Source organism: Niastella sp. sgz303648 (assembly GCF_059587045.1).
Window position 1 is genome coordinate 677,881 of sequence record NZ_JCAPSW010000004.1, and the last position, 20,989, is coordinate 698,869.

The following is a 20,989-nucleotide window of genomic DNA, read 5'->3' on the forward strand; positions in this document are numbered from 1 at the left end:
TCATTCCCTATTGAAGTATTGTTTTCGTACGCAGAAAAACGATAAACTATTACTATTTATCATTTACCATTAAGCTTTCGTTATGGCCTGTAATCTCCTGCACTTTACGCTCTCAGGAATTAAGCAGTTATCTATTACAATATTATGCTGCATCACATTATCAGCCTGTATGAATTACTACAAGGCGGTGACCGTAAAGCCATTGCCCGAACAGGCGCTTAAGCATAAATTCGATAGCCTCAAATTACATGCAAGGTATTTCATATTGCGCAACGGCTACGATGCTTATGCAATGAAAAACCTGCAGCTAAGCGCCGATCAGCAAACATTCACCTGCAGGCTCGATACGTTGTCGTACCTGCACATGCTGCACCTCAATAATGGCCTCAAGGGAAAACAACGATATAAAGAACACACCGAAGATGTAGCAGTACTGAACGAAGTACACCTGTACATTCAGCCCGATTCAACCATTACCATAGGGTCGTTTGCCTTTTCGCCCCGCCAGGTACAAAAAATTGAAGTGATACAGAAAGATAAAAAACGTACTGCCAACAGTTATATTACCGGTGCTATTGGTTTAACCATTGCTTCTGCCGCTTTGATAACCGCTTTTATTTTAGCTACCAAAAGCTCCTGTCCTTTTGTAAGCGCCTGGGATGGGGAGAATTACACATTGCAGGGAGAGATCTTTGGCGGGGCCATCTATCCGCAACTGGCGCGACATGATTATTTACCATTAAATATGGCGCCTGCTGCCGATGGTACCCTGCGTTTAAAAATAAGCAACGAATTAAAGGAGCGGCAATATACCGATATGGCCAACCTGCTGATCGTTACACATAACAAAAACACCAGGATCCTGAGCGATGAAAAAGGAAAGTTATACAGTATATCACTACCCCGCTCACCTGAACAAGCCTGGCTGAATAATCAAAAGCTGCCCCTCACGATATTGGAAAAAGAAAACGACAATGCACAATGCTATATGAACGATACCAGCTTTACCAATGGGCACAACGAAATGCGTTTACAGTTCAGCAATTCATCAAAAGCCCGTACAGCCAAACTGGTACTTTCGCTCAAAAATTCATACTGGCTCGATTATCTGTACGGCGAACTGGCAAAAGGCTTTGGCAAATATTATCCCGCTTATATAAAACAGCAACGCAACAAACCGGCAGCTGAATTATTACAATGGGTAAAAGATCAGCAAATACCTCTTGAAGTAAGCGTTAAAAATGCAGCCGGCTGGCAAACCATTACAACGGTTACAACCATCGGCCCTGTGGCTAACCGGGAAATAGTAGTACCCGTTGATATACCAGAACCGGATGCGGCTATGGTTGAGGTAAAATTATCTGCCGGTTTTATGTTCTGGGAAATCGATTACGCCGGTATAGATTTTTCTGATGACAATTCGTTTGCCATAAAAGAGTGTGCGCCTGTTAAGGCAACCGACGAACTGAACAAAGATGTTTTACCCCTGCTGATGAAAGAAGACGGTCTTTATCTTGAGCAACCCGAACCTGGCAATACCGCCACTATCGTTTACAACTACGAACCGCTGACCGACACCACAAAAACACAAACCTGCATTCTGCATACAAAGGGATATTATACCCATGTAAGGAATTTTAAAGGCGGTATCAACAAGGTATTTCTGAAACAATTTAAAAAGCCCGGGGCCTTTACCGCTTTTAGCATAGAACGCTTTAAACAGCTCAGCAAATCGGAACTGGAGATCTTTTCAAAAAATTAAATCATCTGCTATGAAATTCCCCTCTATTCAACCAGGCATGACTTCCAGCCAACTGAACGATGAAGCATTGAATTTTTCAGACAGCAATGGCGCGCCCAAAGGATTCAAACGCAAACTGATCAATTGGGCAATCAAATGCAATATCTTCCTGCTATCGGTAATATGGTTGCGTTATCCGCATAAAATCCGGAAAGTATACCGTAAAATGATAACACTCAGAGATACTATCTGGGGTGGCGACATGACCAAAATTTACAAAGTCGATGGCCGCTATTATTACAGCATTTATGCGCCGGGCTGGCCTTCAAAAGCCTACAACAATGTAATAAAGCGGGAGTTGCTCAGGCACACATCGCCCAACCTGTCGGCCGAAAAACCTTCCTTTATTTTTCTGGCCATAACCCGTAAATGCCCTATGCGCTGCGAACATTGTTTTGAATGGGACAACCTGAACCAGAAAGAAACTTTTACCAAAGAATACTTGTTGCAAACTGTTGCATTATTCCAGCAACAGGATGTATTGCAGATACACTTCAGCGGCGGCGAACCTATGGTGCGCATTAAAGACCTGGTCGACATTATTGCTTTTGCCCGTAAAAAAAGCGAATGCTGGGTTCTTACCTCAGGATTCAATTTCACAACCGCCAATGCCCGGTTGTTGAAACAGGCAGGTTGCAAGGGCATTGTGGTAAGCATCGATCATTACATTCCCGAAATGCACAACCTGTTTCGCGGACATGCAAATTCATTCAACATGGCAGTAAACGCCATTGCAGTAGCACGACGCGAAGGTTTGGTGACGGCTGTAAGCGTATGCGCCACCAAACAATTCCTGAACCAGGGCAGTCTGAAGCCTTATGTTGACTTTGCATGGCAGCTGGGCGTGCAGTTTGTACAGGTACTGGAACCCCGCAACATTGGTCATTACGGCGGTCAGGATGTACTACTCGAAGAAAAGCATATTCTGCAACTGGAACAATTCTTTAAAAAAGTGAATCATTCCCCTGCATACAGCAGCTATCCAACCTTAATGTACCATGGCTTTCATCAGCGACGGGTAGGATGCTTTTCAGGCAGCCGCAGCGTTTATATCGACTCAGCCGGCGATGTACATGCCTGTCCTTTTTGCCATACCAAATCGTATAACATTATCGACCTCATTCGCAATGGTAATACAACGCTTCCTAAAAAAGATAATTATTGCCCGCAGTTCGGAAAAATAGCCTGACATACTATTTCACCAGTGGTATTGTTTGCGCGCTGCCGTTGGCAATCAGTTTTAAAAAATATACGCCCGCTGTTTTTAAATGCCCGTCGTTGAACAAAAAACTATGAACACCGGCATTTTCTTTCCGGTTCATTAATATACCTATTAAAGCACCTTCGGCATTGTACAAACTGAGCTGTACATCGGATGGTTGTTGTAAACTGTAATTAGCCCTGATTGTTCCGTGAACAGGATTGGGAAATACCGAAAATGCTGTTGCTGCTGAATTATCAGCAACAGCTACACGGGCAACAGTGGTTACACTGCTCTCAAAGCATCCCAGATCGGGCGCCGACCCATTGTATGCAAGTCCCACATTTACCCCTTTATTGATCAGGTCGCTCGATGATACCAGCCGCATAAAATTGTTAACCGGCAAGCTGCCGTCTGACTGGCGGGCAGCGGTAAGTAAACTTTGATCAGTGCTTAAAAAATCGGCGCTGCTCACTGTTACCGACAGGTTAAAATAGTTGGTGCTGACATTGCTTGCCGAAAAATCAAGATTACTGTATTCGGTGCTGCGAGCTCCATAGCCGAGGTTATTTTTAAGATTATGATCGTAACCCGGTACATCCGACGAATAATCGGCGCTGCGGTTAAGCATATTATAATTTACCGCATTGTTATAAGCCGAATTGTTGAACCAGTTGTTTCCACCAAGATGATGGTTGGCATAAAAACCGCTTGCCTTGTTTCGGATAGCTAAACAGAACCGAACCACGTGGCGGGGAATAGTGGCCGGCAGGTTGCTGAAATCAGAAACGCCAAAACCGCCGATTTTAAAACCGTTGCCATCGCCCAGGCTGGCAAATGCAGTAGAGTAGCCATTGTAAAAGCTCCAGCAGTTTTCGATTGTCACAGCTTCAAAGGCGTTGATGCAATCGAAACCGTCATCGCTGTTAAACCATGCCCGGCATCCCCTGAAAACATTATTCGTATACCCTACTCCATCGTTATTAGGGTGGAATCCGAAACCATCGGTGTTGCCGCCCTTTTGATCTTCCGACACATTATCCCAGTTATTATAAGCATCACAATTCAGGATCAGATTATTACCTCCTTTGGTAAGATAAAAGCCAATGGCTTTACCATCGTGCATACTTAACCGTTCATAAATATTGTTGCTGCCCTGGTTTTCAAAACACTCACTTTGGGTGTGGGTGGTAATGGTAACCTGCACGCCGGTTACCTCAAGTCCTTTTATATGAATCCATGAACCGGTAACCTGAAATGCATGTACGCGGTAGCCCGCCGGTTTAATATTTGAATAATTAAACACCGGTTTTTCACCGGGATAAGCCCAGTAATTGATGCGCTTACCCGAAGAACCGCTTTTATTCAGCAGGGTTACATATGCCCAGATGCCGGAGTACTGTGCTATCTGTGATTCGGTCATTGTATAAGTACCACCGCGAATGTATACGGTATCACCCGCTACTACCGAAGTTTGCGCCCTTTTTATGGTTAGGAAGGGCGAACTGATGGTACCGGCATTGGCGTCGTTGCCATTGGTGGCTACATAATATATTGTGCAAAAAGCGGGGGAATGCAGGAATCCCATAAGCAGCAAAAGCAATGCTGCTGCAGCATGATTTTTTTTCATAGATGGCTGTAATCGTTAGTTTCAATTAAGTTACCCCATTCAACAGTAACAGCCATCCTGCACCGTCCTTGAGGGCGCCTCCCTACGTGTTGGGAGGTTGGAGAGCCGGCCTGTCAAAAATTCAGCAACAACCCATTACTCAAACTGTAATAAAATTTTTCGATGGGAACAACCGGCGCCGTATCGTACATACCGGTAAATGCAACCGAGAAATCGATGTGCTTACCAGCCTGTATGTTCCATTGAATATGCGGTGCTATGCGGGGTTTGAACCTGTCGGGCCGGGATTGTAAAAACACATTGAAGGTTACATCATTATTGGCATTGGGTTTCCAGTCGAACCGTACATAGGTATTCACCTTTACCAGGTCCTTTATTACCGGTACGGCATCAACCGGAATTTTGGAAGAATCCACAGCTGTATAATTCCATTTTTCTTCTTCATACATGAGGCCGAGGCCGCAATTAAAATCAAAATGATCGCCCTTAATGAAATTGTAGCGCATGTTGGCGCCGGCCAGGGCCCGATGCATAATGCCCCGTTTATTATCCCACTGGAATTGCACAAAAGGTTCGGGCTGTATTTTATTTTTATACCCATGCCTGTAGCGCAGGTGAAAATAGCCGGCATTCAAAATATCATCCGGACCGTTGTAGGTAAACCGGTAGCTCGCCGCAAAAATGAATAACTCTTTATACTGCTGCCATGATAGCTCTGCCGTATTGGTGGCGTCGTACAAGGTTGTTTTTTGTTTATCGATCTCAAGCCCTGTATTAAAATTGAAGGCGATCTTTGTTTTGCGGGTATAATCCGATGTATCTGTTTTATCGATGTTTAATATCTGCGCGTTACCTGATAGTACAATTAACAAAGCAGCAAGCAGGCCAATCAACGTTTTGCCGTTCATGAATGCGGGAAATTTAAAATTGAATATACCTTAAAAGTTTGAAAGTATAATGAGGTGCAGCTTTCCTGTAAACTGATACAGTCAAAACGCCCAAAACTGAATCTGATTTACATACAAAGCATTTTTCAATTTTACAGTTGAAATCAAAAACCGCAGGTATGCAAATTGTAAACAGCACCATGCACGATATCGAACTCATTTTTTATTTGTATGAAGAAGGCACCCTGTACCAGAAACTGGTTGCCGGACAACACTGGCAGGGTTTTGAAAGATCGTTTATTGAAAAAGAAATTGGAGAAAAGCGTCAATGGAAAATAATCGAGAACAACGAAGTTGCCTGCATTTTTGCCACTACATTCAACGATCCCCTAATATGGAAAGAAAAAGATAAAGACCCTTCAATATATATCCATCGTATTGCAATCGACCCGTTATTCCGTGGTAATGGATATGTGAAGCACATTATTGCCTGGGCAAAGGATTATGCTAAAAACAATGGCAGGCGGTTTATACGAATGGACACCTGGAGCAGTAATGAAAAACTGACCAACTATTACATCAGGTGCGGTTTTACCTACCTGGGCACTGCCTGGCCCGAAGCAAACGGCCATCTACCGCTGCATTACGGTAAGGAATCTGCCAGCCTTTTTGAAATAGCTGTTTAGCACTATCAAATCATCAATGTAATTCGGAAACCTGCATTCCGGATTTATTCCCTGCCTCAGCGTCACCTGCAGTTTTAATTTCATGTAAACTCCTCATGAAAGCGTTCAGCCACTGATTTCTGTGCATATTTAGCGAAAAAATCATCGTTTTTTTAGGTACGATGTTACAAACAATAGCCTGCATAACTTAAATTGCCGGAGTGATGTTTGTCGCTTACCTTAAAAAACTTAATATGGAATATAAACTGCAAAAACCCGTTCACGGAACTATCGGCACAGAAAAATATCAGTGTACTATTGAATGGCGTAACGGACAATTTATTGCAGATGAACCGGTAAAAAATGGTGGAAAAGATACAGGGCCCGATCCTTTTACCCTGCTTTTATCGTCATTGGCCACCTGCACACTTGTAACGCTGCGTATGTATATCGACCGGAAGGAATGGGATATTCCTGAAATACGGGTGAATGTGAATTTATTCCAGACAAAAGACGGAGAAAATACAACAACCTATATCGACCGCGATATTTTATTTCCAAAAGCAATAGAATCTGAAAAGAAAGACCGCTTACTTGAAATTGCGCAGAACTGCCCCGTTTCGAAAATACTCGAAGGCAATATCAAAGTAAGGAATTACATCTATCACGAGGAGGATGTTGACAAAAAGATTAAGTATACCAACGGCGATATAACGGTTGTATGGAAACCTGAGTTGTGCAAACATTCGGGTAGATGCGTTACCCAGCTACCCAAAGTATTTAATTTAAAAACCAAACCCTGGGTAACCATTACCGGCGCCGATTCTGATGCTATTAAGGAACAGGTAAACAGATGCCCAACCGGTGCTTTATCATGGCATTATAATGAGGAGGAGAATAAATAGTTAACATTTATAAACGATAAACCCGTTTTATGAAAAAATTCATTGTAACCGCTATCCTCTTATTGGTTTTATCAAACTTAAAATCAATTGCACAATCTATTACCTTACCCCCAGACAGCATTGCAACACTGCTATGCAAAAAATGGGAAGTTGATTATGCCATGATGGGTGGAATGAAAATTGGTAAAATGCCCGGTACAACCAATTTAATTTACGAGTTCAACAAAAACAAAACATTTTTAATGACAGACTCGAAAGAGAAAACAAAGGGAACATGGAGCTATGATTTAAATAAAAAAATAATAAAGCTAACTATTAATGGAAACAGTAATACAAGCATCATTTCCTTAAAAGAAGGAGAATTGGTTATGCTTGCTGATACAAAGAAAGCAACTCCGGATGACCCGATGGAAATTAAGGTAGTTTATAAGATTAAGACAAACTAAACTTTAATTGGCACCCTGGATAACCATACCGGGCGCCGATTCTTTTTTCTATAACCCTTATAGGTTAAACACAATACCAACCCCAATGCCAAAACGCCCAATCCTGTTTATCCTATTTGTATTAATATCAGTTTACATAAAGACTTTTTCACCATGCTGATCAAACTGGATGAAGAAGAAGATAAAAACAATCTACCAGGCTGATTAAAATATGTACTAAATTGGTGAATATAACCGGAAAGATAGGACGTAGGATTACAAACAAAACCCCGGTCCAATGCAACCATCACATTTACTAATACTCCTTCTTAGTGTAACCCTAACCCGGGCTGCTGCACAGGACACAACCTACTTAAAAGTTCATTTCCTTTACGGCTCAAAACCATTGAAACAATATAAGGACACAGAACAAAAATGGTTTGGCGGCGTATTGGGTGGCCATGTTGGTATTGAGGGCGACAGCAATAAAATACTGAACTTTTTGCCAAACGGTAAATTTCACTGGATTGCCAAAAAAAACGATAAACACAGCACTTTTGCCGAACTCAACTCCGATAACTTTTATACCATATTAGGCAGCAGCGGCGATAGCGTTAAAAAAGCCATCGTGTATATTCCCATTACACCGCAACAAAAACAACAGTTCGACAGCATAGCCACGGAATACCTGCGCGAACCGCCTTACGATTATGCCTTATTGGGCATGCGTTGCGGCGCCGCAGCCTACGAAATACTCGGCCAATTGCATATTGTACAACCTTATTCGGAATTCACAACCTCCAAAAAAATATTCTACCCGCAAAAACTCAGAAAACGCTTATTAAAAAAAGCCGAAGAAAATGGCTGGCGGATTGTAAAACAGGAAGGATCGCCAAGGAGAAAATGGGAGCAGGATTAATGCATACCATATGAACAAATAAATGTACCAATGAGAAAATTAATAATTATTTTATCCGCATTCAGTCTGCTGGCCTGTGAATCCAAGCCCAATAAAGAAAAAGTCGCTTCTGCCGCAACAGAAAATAAAACAGCTGTTGCTGATACTCCAAAAGCCTAAATTTCCATCCCATACATAATATATAGTGCAACCTTTCGTTTTCCAACAATTGTTACCATAGTACCATTCCTATTAATAACGAAAACCTGACTATGAACAAACAGGAGATTGAGCAAATACACATATTAGTTAAGTTAGATGGAAAGGAAACGCTTCATATGAAAATTTACAGAAATGGAATTTTATACCGGCAGGGTTGCCGAAGCGTGCCCGGAATTGGTATTACCGCAAAAAGTTTCACAGAAAATACCGAAATTTTCGATAAGCTGATGAACGTGGTGCCTCAGCAAATATTAGATAATCCTATAAACTATAAAGACGAAAAAATTAATTCAGCCCTTGAATATGCCATTACCTTTTACGGAGTTAGTAAAAATGGTGAAACAGGCGAAAAAGCTGAATGGACAAAATCAACAGGCATTAATCTGATCCTCGATGCCAACACTTCGTCACAACAGGCCATTGTAGCCTTTGCAGATACTTTTTCGCTGGAGGCCCTCGAGCAAACCAATTCGTGGTACTTCGACGTGGTAATAAACGCCGTTTACAAATTAAGATCTTCCTCTTTGCCCGAAACGGAGATTTCGCTTGGCAATGCCCCAAAAGAGCTTCCAAACGACTTTAAGAATTACGTACAGCAAATTCGCAGCAGTGCCCGGAAATGGGATATCACCACTTTTGCAAACGACAAAACCTATTTAGACAGCAACAGCAATAAGTTTGCGCCATTCGTAGTACAAACCGAAGATTCGTTCAGCATCCGGTTTATACCCATCATCGAAAAATCTACCGGCAACAAAACATCCAACGATACAAAAGTTAAATGGTGGTAAACCAAACAGCCCGGATTAATTCATTAAAACGCTGACATTGTAGTTGTTACCGATGCAGTGCAAACCGGTCTGAGAATCCTCCGCAGGTGCAGATCACTTTGCGTTGTGACACATCTCATTGCCTGCTGTGACCAGCATCATTCGCTTGTATATAGTAACAGGATTAAATTACAGTAATATTTTCCTGTTATGAATACATTAATACATCATACCCGGAATGCAATTGTATTGATAGTATTAGTTTGTTGGTTCGGATGTAATAAAGCGCCGGTCACCTATCCACAAAGGAAGGACATAATTGAAACAGTGTATGCATCGGGTAAAATCATTTCCGAAAACGAGTATAAAGTATCGTCACTTATCAGTGGAACCATTGTAAAAAAACTGGTCAAAGACGGAGATACTATCCTTAAGGGACAATTGTTGTACATTATAAGCCATGATGCCGCAAAAGAAAAATTTAATGCTGCATTAAAAAATTATAATGTTGTATCAACAAACCTTTCGGAACAATCACCGCTGCTGAACGACCTTAAATTATCGGTTCAAAATGCGCAGGTGAAATTCACCAATGATTCCGCAACCTGGCATCGCTACAATAACCTGTGGACAAAGAATATCGGCACCAAAAGCAATCTCGACAATGCATACACCAATTATCTGATCTCGCTGAACCAGAAAAAGATCGCCGAACAAAAATATTTCACCGCATTGAACGATTTACAGGTTTCGCATAGCAACGCGCAAAGCCAGCTCACCGCTGCCGGTAAAGACCTGAAGGAATATTTTATCAGAAGCAACACAAATGGGGTAGTTTATCAAACCTATAAAGAAGCCGGAGAAACTGTTTACAGCAATGAAACAGTTGCATTACTGGGCGAGCGCAGCGATCGTTTAATTCGCCTCGCAGTAGATCAGCAGGATATTGATAAAATTAAAATCGGCCAGCAGGTGTTGCTTCAGGCCGATATAACCGGCAGCACCATTTACAAAGCAGCGATATCCTGCATTTATCCGGTAATGAACGAAGCTGATCAAACTTTTCGTGTTGATGCCCGTTTTATACAACTGCCTGAACAATCATTTATTCACAGCTCAATAGAAGCGAATATCATCGTGCAAACCAAAAACAGGGCATTGGTATTGCCACGTACAGCCTTTGTCAATAATGATACTGTTTTAATTCATGTAAAAGGAAAGGAAACTAAAGCACACGTACAAACCGGTATTTCAACCCTTGATTATGTAGAAATTCTGTCGGGAATAGATGAAAAAACGCCCGTGTTACTCATTCAAAAATAGAACGCCATGATTTTACCGGTAAACCTCCGCATCACTAAAGTACACCTGCTTTCACGAAAGCGGCAAACGATCGTTGCCATGCTGGGAGTAACCTTCGGCATAGGCATGTTTATTCTCATCGTTAGCTTTATGAAGGGGATGAACGATTTCTTCCAGAACATTCTGGTATCTGTTACACCGGATATTCGTATCTACAACGATTTTAAAACCGATTACTCCTCCTCTGTTGCCGTCAGGTACTTTCAAAAAAATACCACCAATTGGGTCGTTGTTCATCATCCGCGGCCCAAACAAATCAACATGAATATTAAAAACGCTCCGGGTATTGTTGCTGATCTGAAAAAAAACAATGAAATAATTGCCGTATCGCCGCTTGTATCGGCACAGATACTGTTCAATTACGGACCAGTACAACTGGGTGCCATGCTCGATGGGGTCGACATCAGGGAGGAAGATAAATTGTTTAACCTGTCGGAAAAAATGAGCACCGGCCGCACCGAAAACCTGTTGACCGCCAACAATGGAATTATACTCGGATATAAACTGGCGAATAAGTTAAATCTTACGCAGGGTGATCTGGTAACCGCCACATCGCCAACGGGCGAACAAATGCGTTTTAGAGTGGTAGGCACCTATAAATTCGGTATTTCAACGATGGATGAATTTAAAGCATATGTGAGCATTGCATCGATGCAACAGTTATTGGGCAAAACCCGCGATTATGTCACCGACATCCGCATTAAATTAAAAGATATGAATCGCGCACCGGCGCTCGCACCTGTTCTTGCGCAAAAATACGGTTACAAGGCCGACGATTGGGAAACCGTGAATGCTTCTATTAAAGCGGGAAATTTCATCCGCGATGTATTCAGTTATGTAATAAGTTTTACGTTGTTGCTCGTAGCCGGTTTCGGTATTTACAATATCATGAACATGATGATAACAGGTAAAATGAAAGACATTGCCATTTTGAAAGCACAGGGCTTCGGGAAAAAAGATATCGTGCAGATATTTTTATCACAATCATTAACTATAGGACTGCTTGGTGCACTGGCAGGACTTTTATTAGGTTTTGTTTCATCATATGCCCTGTCGAAAGTTCCCTGGCCCGAGGATGAGTTTTTCATTATAGATCATTTTCCCGTGAATTTTGAAATCAGCTATTATATTGCAGGAGCCGCTTTCGGAGTACTTACTACTTTGCTGGCCGGGCTGATGCCCGCCCTGAAAGCATCGAAAATAGATCCGGTTGCCATATTACGCGGTTAAAGATTATGTATGCCCACAGAAGTGTTAAAAGCCGAAAAGCTGAACAAATATTTTCATCAACCCGATACATTCCATGTATTGCATGATGTTTCCCTGACTATAAACAAGGGCGAATTTGTTTGTATCATGGGTAAATCGGGCTGTGGCAAATCAACCTTATTATACCTGCTTTCTACATTGGATACTGAGTATGAAGGAACCATTGATATCAACGGCGTACAGGTAACCGGGCTCAGTGAAAATGCACTGGCCCGCTTTCGCAATGAGCATATAGGATTTGTATTCCAGTTCCATTTTTTGCTGCCTGAATTTACGGCGCTCGAAAATGTAATGATACCTGCGTTGAAGCTGGGCAAATGGGATATAAAAACAATTGAAAAAAATGCCATGGAAAAGTTGCGTCAGATGGAGATGGAGAAATATGCATCAAAGCTTTCGGCAAAACTATCAGGCGGCCAGCAGCAACGCGTAGCTATAGCACGAGCGCTGATCAACAACCCCGATATCATTATGGCCGATGAACCAACCGGCAATCTCGACTCGGCCAATACAACCATCATATTTTCAATTTTAAATGAACTGGCAAAACAGGGAAACACCATCATTACAGTAACGCACGATCGCGATTTTGCAGGCAAATCGCAACGCATTATTGAGCTGGTAGATGGAAGAGTGGAACCCGGCCTGCACTTTCCTGATTAACGGCAACCTGTACCATCCTGCTCCCTTGTACCTTGTACCCTGTCGCCTTATATTTGCACCCAAATGAAAAACAAAATGAGCACATGGGGCCTGGTTACTGTTGGCTTCATGATAACCGCACCATTGCAGGCACAGCTGGTAGATAAAACGCCGGCAGCTATTCCCAATGTGCCTGCCATTTACAACGCCGAACCCTGGCAGAACCCACTGGTAAGCGGTATCAACCGCGATGCAGCCCGCACAACCGCTTATTCATTCAGCAATAACGCCGATGCACTTTCGGGCGACAGAAATAAATCGCGCATGCTGTCGCTGAACGGCGACTGGGATTTTTTCTTTGCATTAAAACCCGCCGATGCGCCTGTTGATTTTTATAAGAACCGCGTCAGCGGCTGGAAAAAAATTGAAGTACCTTCAAGCTGGGAAATGAAAGGATATGATAAGCCGATTTATAAAAGCGCGGTATATCCGTTTCGGCCTGTTAATCCGCCCTACCCTCCCACAGATTATAACGGTGTTGGATGTTACCAGAGAACCTTTACCATTCCCGCTTCGTGGAAGAACATGAATATCACCTTGCATTTTGGCGGTGTAAGTTCTGCCTATAAAGTATGGCTCAACGGAAAATTCGTTGGTTATGCCGAAGACAGTTTTCTTCCTTCAGAATTCAACATCACTCCTTACCTGAATGAGGGTGAAAATATATTATCTGTATGGGTCATTCGCTGGAGCGATGGCAGCTTTCTCGAAGACCAGGACCAGTGGCGCCTGAGCGGTATTCATCGCGAAGTAATGCTGCTTGCCGAACCTTCGCTGCGCATTGCAGATTTTCACTGGCAAACAAAACTCGATAAAGACTATAAAGATGCTGTGTTAAGCATCAGGCCGCGCATCGAAAATTTAACCGGAAAAGAAGTATCAGGCTATGTGGTAAAGGCACAGTTGTACGACAAAACCGGCAAATCAATTTTCGAAAAGCCATTACAAAGATCAGCCGAAAGCATCATCAATGAAATTTATCCCAGGCTCGACAATGTGAAATTCGGATTACTGGAAGCAAACCTTCACAATCCCGACAAATGGAGTGATGAAATACCCAACTTGTATACGCTGGTGCTTTCGCTCGAAGACAGTACCGGTAAGTTGCTCGAAGCAAAGAGTTGCAAAGTCGGATTCAGATCGATTGAGTTTTCAAAAGACAACAGCAAACTGCTGATCAATGGAAAGCTCACTTATTTATACGGTGTTAACCGGCCCGATCATCATCCAACAAAAGGAAAGGCATTATCGCGCGAAGATATTTTGCAGGATGTGCGCACCATCAAACAATTTAACTTCAACTGTATTCGCACCAGTCATTACCCGATGGATCCTTACCTGTACGATCTGTGCGATGAATATGGCATCTATGTGATCGATGAGGCCAACCTCGAAACACACGGACTGGGTGGTAAACTGAGCAATGATGCCGCCTGGACAGGCGCTTACCTCGAAAGAAGCAATCGCATGGTGCTGCGCGATAAAAATCACCCGGGTATCATCATCTGGAGTTTGGGTAACGAAGCCGGTCGTGGGCCGAACCATGCATCGATGGCGGCGTGGATACACGATTTTGACATCACCCGTCCCGTGCATTATGAACCGGCCATGGGTAATCCCAGGCTCGAAGGATACATCGATCCATCAGACCCACGGTATTTAAAACCCAACGATCATTCGCACCGTTTACAAAATCCGCAGGACCAACCCTATGTTGATATCGTAAGTCGCATGTATCCCGGAATTTACACACCCAAATTGCTGGCCGAACAAAACAACAGCGACAAACGACCGATATTTTTTGTTGAATACTCGCATGCCATGGGAAACTCCAATGGCAACATGAAAGATTTTTGGGATATGTTCCGTGCAACGCCACGTGTTATTGGTGGCGCAATCTGGGAATTTAAAGACCAGGGATTATTAAAGCAAGATAGCGCCGGTGTAAAGTATTATGCATACGGAGGCGACTTCGGCGAAAAATATTTCGACAACTTTACCATCAAGGGCATTGCTGCCTCTGACGGTACACCCAAAGCCGCCATGTATGAATGCAAACGAATTTATCAGGGCGCCGAAACTGAATTAACCGATGCCGGAAAAGCATTGATAAAGATCACCAATCGCCATGCTGTTAAATCGTTAGGCGACTATGAAGCGCGACTTATTATACGTGAAGATGGTAAAGTGATAGTTAATAGAACATTGCCGGCCATTACCCTCGCGGCAGGAAAAGATACCATTATCAGCATCGCTTCGTATTTACCTGTATTAAAAAAAGGCAGTGAGTACCTAACCGACATCCACTTTTACCTGCTACAAAATGAACCCTGGGCTCCCAAAGGTTTTGAAGTAGCCTCCAATCAGTTTGCGCTAACAGGTTTAGCCGCTTCAACGAATGCAGGCAAAAGCAATTCACCGGTTTTATTGAAAGAAGCACCCGACAGCTTTTTACTGAGCGGCAAAAATTTTCAGATTGTTATCAATAAAAAGAACGGAGCCTTAACATCATACAAATACAATGGCAAAGAACAGTTGATGCAGCCTTTATTGCCACATTTCAAACGTGCGCTTACCGATAACGACCGTCGCGGCTGGAAGCCCAACAAAAAACTGCGTCAATGGTACGAAGCCGTTCCAAAGCTGGTGAACATTTCAGTTGCAGATGCAAACGATAGTAAAAACATAATTATTTCAAGCAACTATTCAATGATCAACGACAGCGCCCGGGTAAAAGTGAATTATTCCATAACCGGAAATGGCGTAATAAAAGTTGATTATACATTAGATGTACAACCCGGTCTGCCCAACATACCCAAAGTAGGTATGCAAACAGGTATTGCAGGAAGCTACGACAGCATTACCTGGTACGGCAAAGGCCCCATGGAAAATTACATCGACCGCAATTATGCCTTTGATGCGGCCATATACGCGCAGAACATATACAATTTTATGGAACCCTATGCCGTGCCGCAGGAAAATGGCAACAGAACAGATGTGCGTTGGATGTTCCTTGCTAATAAAAAAAGTGAAGGTTTACTGATCGTTGCCGATAGCTTATTAAGCATGAGCGCATGGCCATATACCGAAGAGAACCTCGAAACTGCCAAACACACCAATAAATTAAAGGATGCCGGTTACATTACGTTGAATATCGATCTTATTCAAATGGGTGTAGGCGGCAACGATAGCTGGAGTGATGTAGCAGCGCCGCTTGAAAAATACCAGGTTCCGGCCAAACCATATCATTACAAATTTTACCTGGTACCCGCCAAAGGGCCGGTTGACAATATGAAAGTATTAAGTGTTAAGTATTAAGTTCTAAGTAAAAAGCGTCCCGATGAATCGGGGCGCTTTTTTTATTAACGATATATTGAATAACCTATAATTCCGTTGCCGGACGCGGAAACTGCACCCAAACATCATCACCCGTTCTGTCGATAGGCAGTTGATTCAACAGGCCATAACGACGCATGTCGATCCAGCGATGGCCTTCGCCAAATAAGGAATAACGACGCTGCTTTAATATTTCTGTAATCAAACTGTTCAAATCACTGCCGCCTGAATAATTTGCCAACCCGGCCGAATTGCGAATTTTATTGATGGCCGTTATGGCATTCGATGAATTGCCTGACTGCGCCTGCACTTCGGCATAGATCAATATCAATTCTTCATTTCGAATAATAGGTATCGGGGCCACATTGGTTTTATAAACAAAAAAATCATAGTCACTTGTTAATCCATCCTGCGATGCGGTAGAAGTACGCTTCGGCGCTTTGCTCAATCTGGTATCACCCGCTTCGGCATTGGTAATAAAAGAAGGTTGCACTACCCGGGCCTCGGCCGGTGGTGTATTCAGGGGAAAGAATACAGGGTTCAGCAGATCGCCGCCCCCGGTTGAAAACAGATAATACACTCCATCGGTAAGACTTCCGTTTAAATCAAAAAAAGATTCTGTGAGTGCGGTACTGGCCAAGCTCCAGTCTTTACGATAAACAGCTACCCTCGCTGCCAAAGCGCGGTTGAATTTCGAAAACTCACTGGCCTTTTTACTAAACAGGGTCGTTGAAAATGGAAGATCAGCAGTATTGCCCTTTAAATCGGCATTGGCATCGTTTAGCAAAGTTTGTATGGCATTCAGCGACTCATCTTTTGAAAGAAACGGGCCTAATTTATCGGGATCCGAAACATCGACCCTGATGCCATTATCATATTGCTGATTGAACACCATCAGCAATTCATAGGCCTGTACAGTTTTGGCATAAGCAATACCCGCTTTCCGTTGTGCATCGCTGATAGTTGCTTTTGTATTCTGCAATGCTGCAATAAGAATATTTGTATTCTTTACCACACGATACCGTGCATCGAACGGATTGGTAGTATAAAAAGTGTTGTTATCGAGCGTAGCGCTTCCTTTGCCCAACAGGTCGGATGTAAAACGGGGGTCAGAAGTAGAGAAACGATAATACTCCCGGCCAATAACACTTACCCCATCGAGGTAAAAGTTTATATTATTTCGCATGCCGGCTTCGATTCCTACTGCCAGATTTTGTAATTCGCCCAACGAAGCATTTTGGGTAATCCCATTGGTGCTGGGATTGTTGGGATCAAGAATGGCATCAACTGTACAGGACGACCAGCCAAAGAGTATAAAAATTAACAGGGCCACCCAATTAAGCCGGTATAGTTTATTTTGATATTTCATAAACAAACTTTTAAGTTGACTGATTAAAAAGTAACTGATACATTAAAGTGAAAACTTTTGGCCGATGGGAACGGCGTTACTTCAACATTACTCGAAATAGCATCTATACCAAAGTTGGATACTTCGGGATCATAACTGTTATAATCGAAAATATTGATCAGGTTTCTTCCCGAAAAACCAACTTTTACCTTAGCAATATTTTTGAACCAGCTGCCGGGCAATGTATAGCTCAGCCCTATTTCACGAACCCTGAAATAAGAAGCATCTTCTATCCACGGACGTGCAGTAACACCCAAAATAGATAAGCGGTAAGCTCCATTTGTTTTTTGTCCCTTGGGATCAAGACCTTTTTTATCATAATCGGGTGAGGTGGCAAAAATGTCGCTTAACAAAGTGGAGAGGTTAATATTGTCGCCTCCCTTCTTCCAATGCATCAATACCGTTAATTCAAAGTTCTTCCAGGTAACATTGTTTGTGAATGAAAGATTGAAATCAGGTTCGGCATTGCCAAACACGGCCAGTTTTGTAGTTGGATCAATTTTATCTACGGCACTATCGCCAATACCTACCATTTGAGTAGGGCTTTTGCCTTTTTCAATACGGTAAGTACCTAAGGTTGCACCAAATGCGCCCACATTAAATGCAGGCACTTCGAGCCGGGTAACCTTTGCCTTATTCTTCCACCAGTTAACCTGAAGGTTCCATCGCCAGTCTTTACTGATCACCGGTACAGCATTCAATCCAATTTCCACGCCTTTATTTTGAATGGCAGCCACATTTTTCCAGGCAGTTGCGAAACCCGTTGAACTGGCTGTTTGTACTTTTAAAATCAGGTCTTCAACGTCTTTTTTATACCAGGTGACTTCCCATCCAACACGGTTTTCCAGAATGCCGCCATCAAATCCCAGTTCAAGCTCCTTTTGCCGTTCGGGTTTCAGATTGGCAGCGCCCCTTGTTATATCTACTAACGAGCCGGTAGTGCTGTTAAAATTAACCGGCACCAATGAAGTATAAATAGCGCCAAAAGGTGCAAAGTTTCCTGATTCGCCATAAGCCCCGCGCACTTTCAGCAGGCTGAAAGTTTTTACCGAAGTAACTGAAAGAAGATTAAAGGCCAGTGAGGCTTTGGGATAATAATAAAGTTTATCAGCATCTCCGTTACGGCTCGATTTATCGCCCCGTAAACCAAGGGTAGCAATAACCTTATCTTTGAAATTGAATTCTTCCTGAACAAAAAAACCGCGGTCTTTCGAAATGTTCTTATTCTGTTCAACCTGTATAGACCCGGCCTGGTCGAGGTTGGTTTGTGTACCGATCAGTTGTGTGGCCGTATTTACAATTGTATTGAGGTCAACATTAAACGCATTGATGCCTGCCTGGGTTGTAAACTCTATGTTGTTACCCGGCTTAAAGTCGTACACTGCCAAAGCAGAAAGATTGGTGTTGGTGGTAACGGTTGTTCCATAAATCAATGCGCCATTGGTGCCATTGCCATTTTTCTCAAACTGCAGCACAGCCGGGAAAATGGCTTTTGTATTCAGTGTATAATAATCAATACCGCCAAGGGCAATCACTTTAACATCGTGCTTTTGTGTGCTATACAATTTAAACGTGGCCCTTGCTCCCAACAATAGCCGGTTCACTTTTTCATTGTTCGTGATCAGATCGCGGGTTTGAATAAAATTAGAAGGCGCCAGCGGATTATTGGGAAAGTTGCCATTGGCATCGGGATATAAATTAACCCACGAAGGAGTTGAAACAAACGATACACCCAATGTGGTACTGGTATTATCGTTGTTGAAAAAACCGCGATCGGCGCTTGATTCAACGTAGTTTGAGTTCAGCGACAGGTCGAGGAATTTTGTAACTTTTTGATCGAGGTTTAGCCGGAAAGAAGATTTTCGATAACCGGTGTGTTTTACGATACCTTCATCATCCCTGTAGGTAAATCCTGCGTAATACGATGTTTTGTCGTTACCGCCGCTTATGCTAAGCCGGGTATTGCTCATAAATCCTTTGTTGCCGTATAATTCATCTTCATAGTTATATACTTTTCCTCCATTGTCATTAAACACGGCAATACCATTTGCGCCATAGGCAGCCCGAACTTTGGCGGTATCCCATGAACGTTGTCCCAGTTTACGTAGCTGCATTTGCCATCCGATTGTTTGGCCAATTTCAATTTTCGGTTTACCTGTTTTTCCTTTTTTGGTGGTGATGATCACCACACCGGCGGCAGCTCTTGCGCCATAAATGGCGGCAGTAGAAGCGCCTTTCAGTATTTCAATACGATCTATATCTTCGGGGTCAAGATCGGCGACCCGGTTAGAAGGATTATCCTGAAAATTGGTATTTCCCTGTCCGGCCGCTTTCGATATATAGTTCAATCCACCCTGGATGGAAGAGTTATCGTAATAAACGCCATCAACAATAAACAGCGGTTGCGAATTACCAACCAAAGAGGTAATGCCCCGTAATTTTACAGAAATACCACCGCCCGGGGCGCCTGAGTTGGCCGAAATAATTGCTCCGGGGAATTTGCCGTAAAGGGCTCCGTCGATAGTTGCCTGCGTGGTGGTACCAACAAGTTGTTTGGCCGAAATAGTACCTACGGCGTGAGCCAGATTGGATCGTTTAATAGAGGAAGCCAAACCGGTTACAATCACTTCTTCCAGATGGCCTACATCTTCCTGCATCCTCACCATAAGATCAGATAAACTGTTGTTCACCGAAACAGTTTGGGATATATACCCTATGTAGGAAATTTCCACCAGGCCACCTTTCCCCGGCAGGTTTAAACTAAATTTTCCATTGGCATCGGTAGTAGTGCCCAGATTGGCATTTTTAAGTTTTACAGAAGCAAACTGTATCGGGTTATCCTTGCTATCAACAACAGTACCCGACACGTTTACCTGGGCAAATACCCATAATGGCGCAAACAGGCAGCATAATAACTGCAATCGTTTAAAGTTTTGCATGCTGGTTGTTTTGAAGTGAACAATAAATGGCGGGATACTGATTAAAAAACCATCGCATTCAAAGTACTTCGATTAATCGTAGCAGGAAGGGATTATAACTACGCGATATTCAAGGGGTAAAATTTTAAACTTAATCAGCTCAAAATTAATGCAGTATAAGGTGGTTGGTACTTACATGGGAGACAATTTACCGGCAACAATTGCTGCATAAAAAATAAGATTGCTTAGTTAATAGCCGGCATAGCCGTACCCCCTTGCAAGGCTTTTTCTCCAGGCAGGTACACTTTGCCCGTTAATGATCTTTAGAATAGACTTGCCAATATTGTCGGTTTCGTTTTGATTATTATCAACCAGGATGATCGTTTGATGGCGTGAAATATTGCGTATAAAACTGGCGCGCAACCCAATCATGCCACCGCTGCCCCGTACAACTTTACCGAAAGAAGTATCGGTTTCAATAATCCACCCCAATCCAAAACTGTTGCCATTCCGATTGCCGGGATTAATTAAATTTTGGGAAAAAGGTAGCCTTCATACCTGCCGGTTGCAAAATATATCTGGTTATATAA

At 42.8% G+C, this 20,989-nt stretch carries 17 protein-coding genes; 12 read left to right on the forward strand and 5 right to left on the reverse strand.

Translation table 11 applies throughout. The annotated features are described in order from the left end of the window. Positions 1–169 precede the first annotated feature (169 nt). Positions 170–1,762, forward strand: coding sequence for a hypothetical protein (locus AC59IL_RS15475; RefSeq protein WP_496553060.1), 1,593 nt, complete (start codon positions 170–172; stop codon positions 1,760–1,762). 10 nt (positions 1,763–1,772) lie between these two features. Then, positions 1,773–2,990 (forward strand): radical SAM protein, encoded by a 1,218-nt coding sequence (locus tag AC59IL_RS15480; RefSeq protein WP_496553061.1) that lies wholly within the window; start codon positions 1,773–1,775, stop codon positions 2,988–2,990. A 4-nt stretch (positions 2,991–2,994) separates the two neighbouring features. On the opposite strand, the gene AC59IL_RS15485 is transcribed toward AC59IL_RS15480, so the two are convergent. Continuing rightward, positions 2,995–4,632 carry a right-handed parallel beta-helix repeat-containing protein gene (locus tag AC59IL_RS15485; protein ID WP_496553062.1) on the reverse strand — a complete coding sequence of 546 codons (1,638 nt, stop codon included), beginning with the start codon at positions 4,630–4,632 and terminating at the stop codon, positions 2,995–2,997. A gap of 113 nt (positions 4,633–4,745) precedes the next feature. After that, positions 4,746–5,540, reverse strand: a complete 795-nt coding sequence (locus tag AC59IL_RS15490) for a hypothetical protein (RefSeq protein ID WP_496553063.1) — start codon at positions 5,538–5,540, stop codon at positions 4,746–4,748. Between the two features lie 158 nt (positions 5,541–5,698). On the opposite strand from AC59IL_RS15490, the gene AC59IL_RS15495 reads away from it, so the two are divergent. The 10 genes from AC59IL_RS15495 to AC59IL_RS15540 all read left to right on the forward strand — a co-directional run bounded on the left by AC59IL_RS15495 (position 5,699) and on the right by AC59IL_RS15540 (position 16,055). Next, positions 5,699–6,205, forward strand: coding sequence for a GNAT family N-acetyltransferase (locus AC59IL_RS15495; RefSeq protein ID WP_496553064.1), 507 nt, complete (start codon positions 5,699–5,701; stop codon positions 6,203–6,205). A 233-nt stretch (positions 6,206–6,438) separates the two neighbouring features. Beyond that, entirely contained in the window at positions 6,439–7,089 is a 651-nt protein-coding gene (locus tag AC59IL_RS15500) for a (4Fe-4S)-binding protein (protein ID WP_496553065.1), read from the forward strand. A 29-nt stretch (positions 7,090–7,118) separates the two neighbouring features. Beyond that, entirely contained in the window at positions 7,119–7,535 is a 417-nt protein-coding gene (locus tag AC59IL_RS15505; protein WP_496553066.1) for a lipocalin-like domain-containing protein, read from the forward strand. Between the two features lie 277 nt (positions 7,536–7,812). Then, positions 7,813–8,433 carry a hypothetical protein gene (locus tag AC59IL_RS15510; protein ID WP_496553067.1) on the forward strand — a complete coding sequence of 207 codons (621 nt, stop codon included), beginning with the start codon at positions 7,813–7,815 and terminating at the stop codon, positions 8,431–8,433. A gap of 30 nt (positions 8,434–8,463) precedes the next feature. Next, complete coding sequence (locus AC59IL_RS15515) at positions 8,464–8,592, forward strand: hypothetical protein (RefSeq protein ID WP_496553068.1); 129 nt, start codon at positions 8,464–8,466, stop codon at positions 8,590–8,592. Between the two features lie 92 nt (positions 8,593–8,684). Next, positions 8,685–9,425, forward strand: a complete 741-nt coding sequence (locus AC59IL_RS15520; protein ID WP_496553069.1) for a hypothetical protein — start codon at positions 8,685–8,687, stop codon at positions 9,423–9,425. 189 nt (positions 9,426–9,614) lie between these two features. Then, positions 9,615–10,727: an efflux RND transporter periplasmic adaptor subunit gene (locus AC59IL_RS15525; protein ID WP_496553070.1), complete on the forward strand. Its 1,113-nt coding sequence runs from the start codon at positions 9,615–9,617 to the stop codon at positions 10,725–10,727. 6 nt (positions 10,728–10,733) lie between these two features. Then, positions 10,734–11,996 (forward strand): ABC transporter permease, encoded by a 1,263-nt coding sequence (locus AC59IL_RS15530; RefSeq protein ID WP_496553071.1) that lies wholly within the window; start codon positions 10,734–10,736, stop codon positions 11,994–11,996. A 9-nt stretch (positions 11,997–12,005) separates the two neighbouring features. Further along, a complete protein-coding gene (locus tag AC59IL_RS15535; RefSeq protein WP_496553072.1) occupies positions 12,006–12,698 on the forward strand; it encodes an ABC transporter ATP-binding protein in 693 nt (230 codons plus the stop codon). Between the two features lie 63 nt (positions 12,699–12,761). Further along, entirely contained in the window at positions 12,762–16,055 is a 3,294-nt protein-coding gene (locus tag AC59IL_RS15540; RefSeq protein ID WP_496553073.1) for a glycoside hydrolase family 2 TIM barrel-domain containing protein, read from the forward strand. 64 nt (positions 16,056–16,119) lie between these two features. Here the strand turns inward: AC59IL_RS15540 and AC59IL_RS15545 are convergent, their stop codons facing one another. From AC59IL_RS15545 to AC59IL_RS15555, 3 genes are all read right to left on the reverse strand, one after another. Further along, positions 16,120–17,442, reverse strand: a complete 1,323-nt coding sequence (locus tag AC59IL_RS15545) for a RagB/SusD family nutrient uptake outer membrane protein (RefSeq protein ID WP_496553074.1) — start codon at positions 17,440–17,442, stop codon at positions 16,120–16,122. A 23-nt stretch (positions 17,443–17,465) separates the two neighbouring features. Continuing rightward, entirely contained in the window at positions 17,466–20,420 is a 2,955-nt protein-coding gene (locus tag AC59IL_RS15550) for a SusC/RagA family TonB-linked outer membrane protein (protein ID WP_496553075.1), read from the reverse strand. Positions 20,421–20,648: 228 nt separating this feature from the next. Further along, positions 20,649–20,891 carry a hypothetical protein gene (locus tag AC59IL_RS15555; protein WP_496553076.1) on the reverse strand — a complete coding sequence of 81 codons (243 nt, stop codon included), beginning with the start codon at positions 20,889–20,891 and terminating at the stop codon, positions 20,649–20,651. Positions 20,892–20,989: the final 98 nt, after the last annotated feature.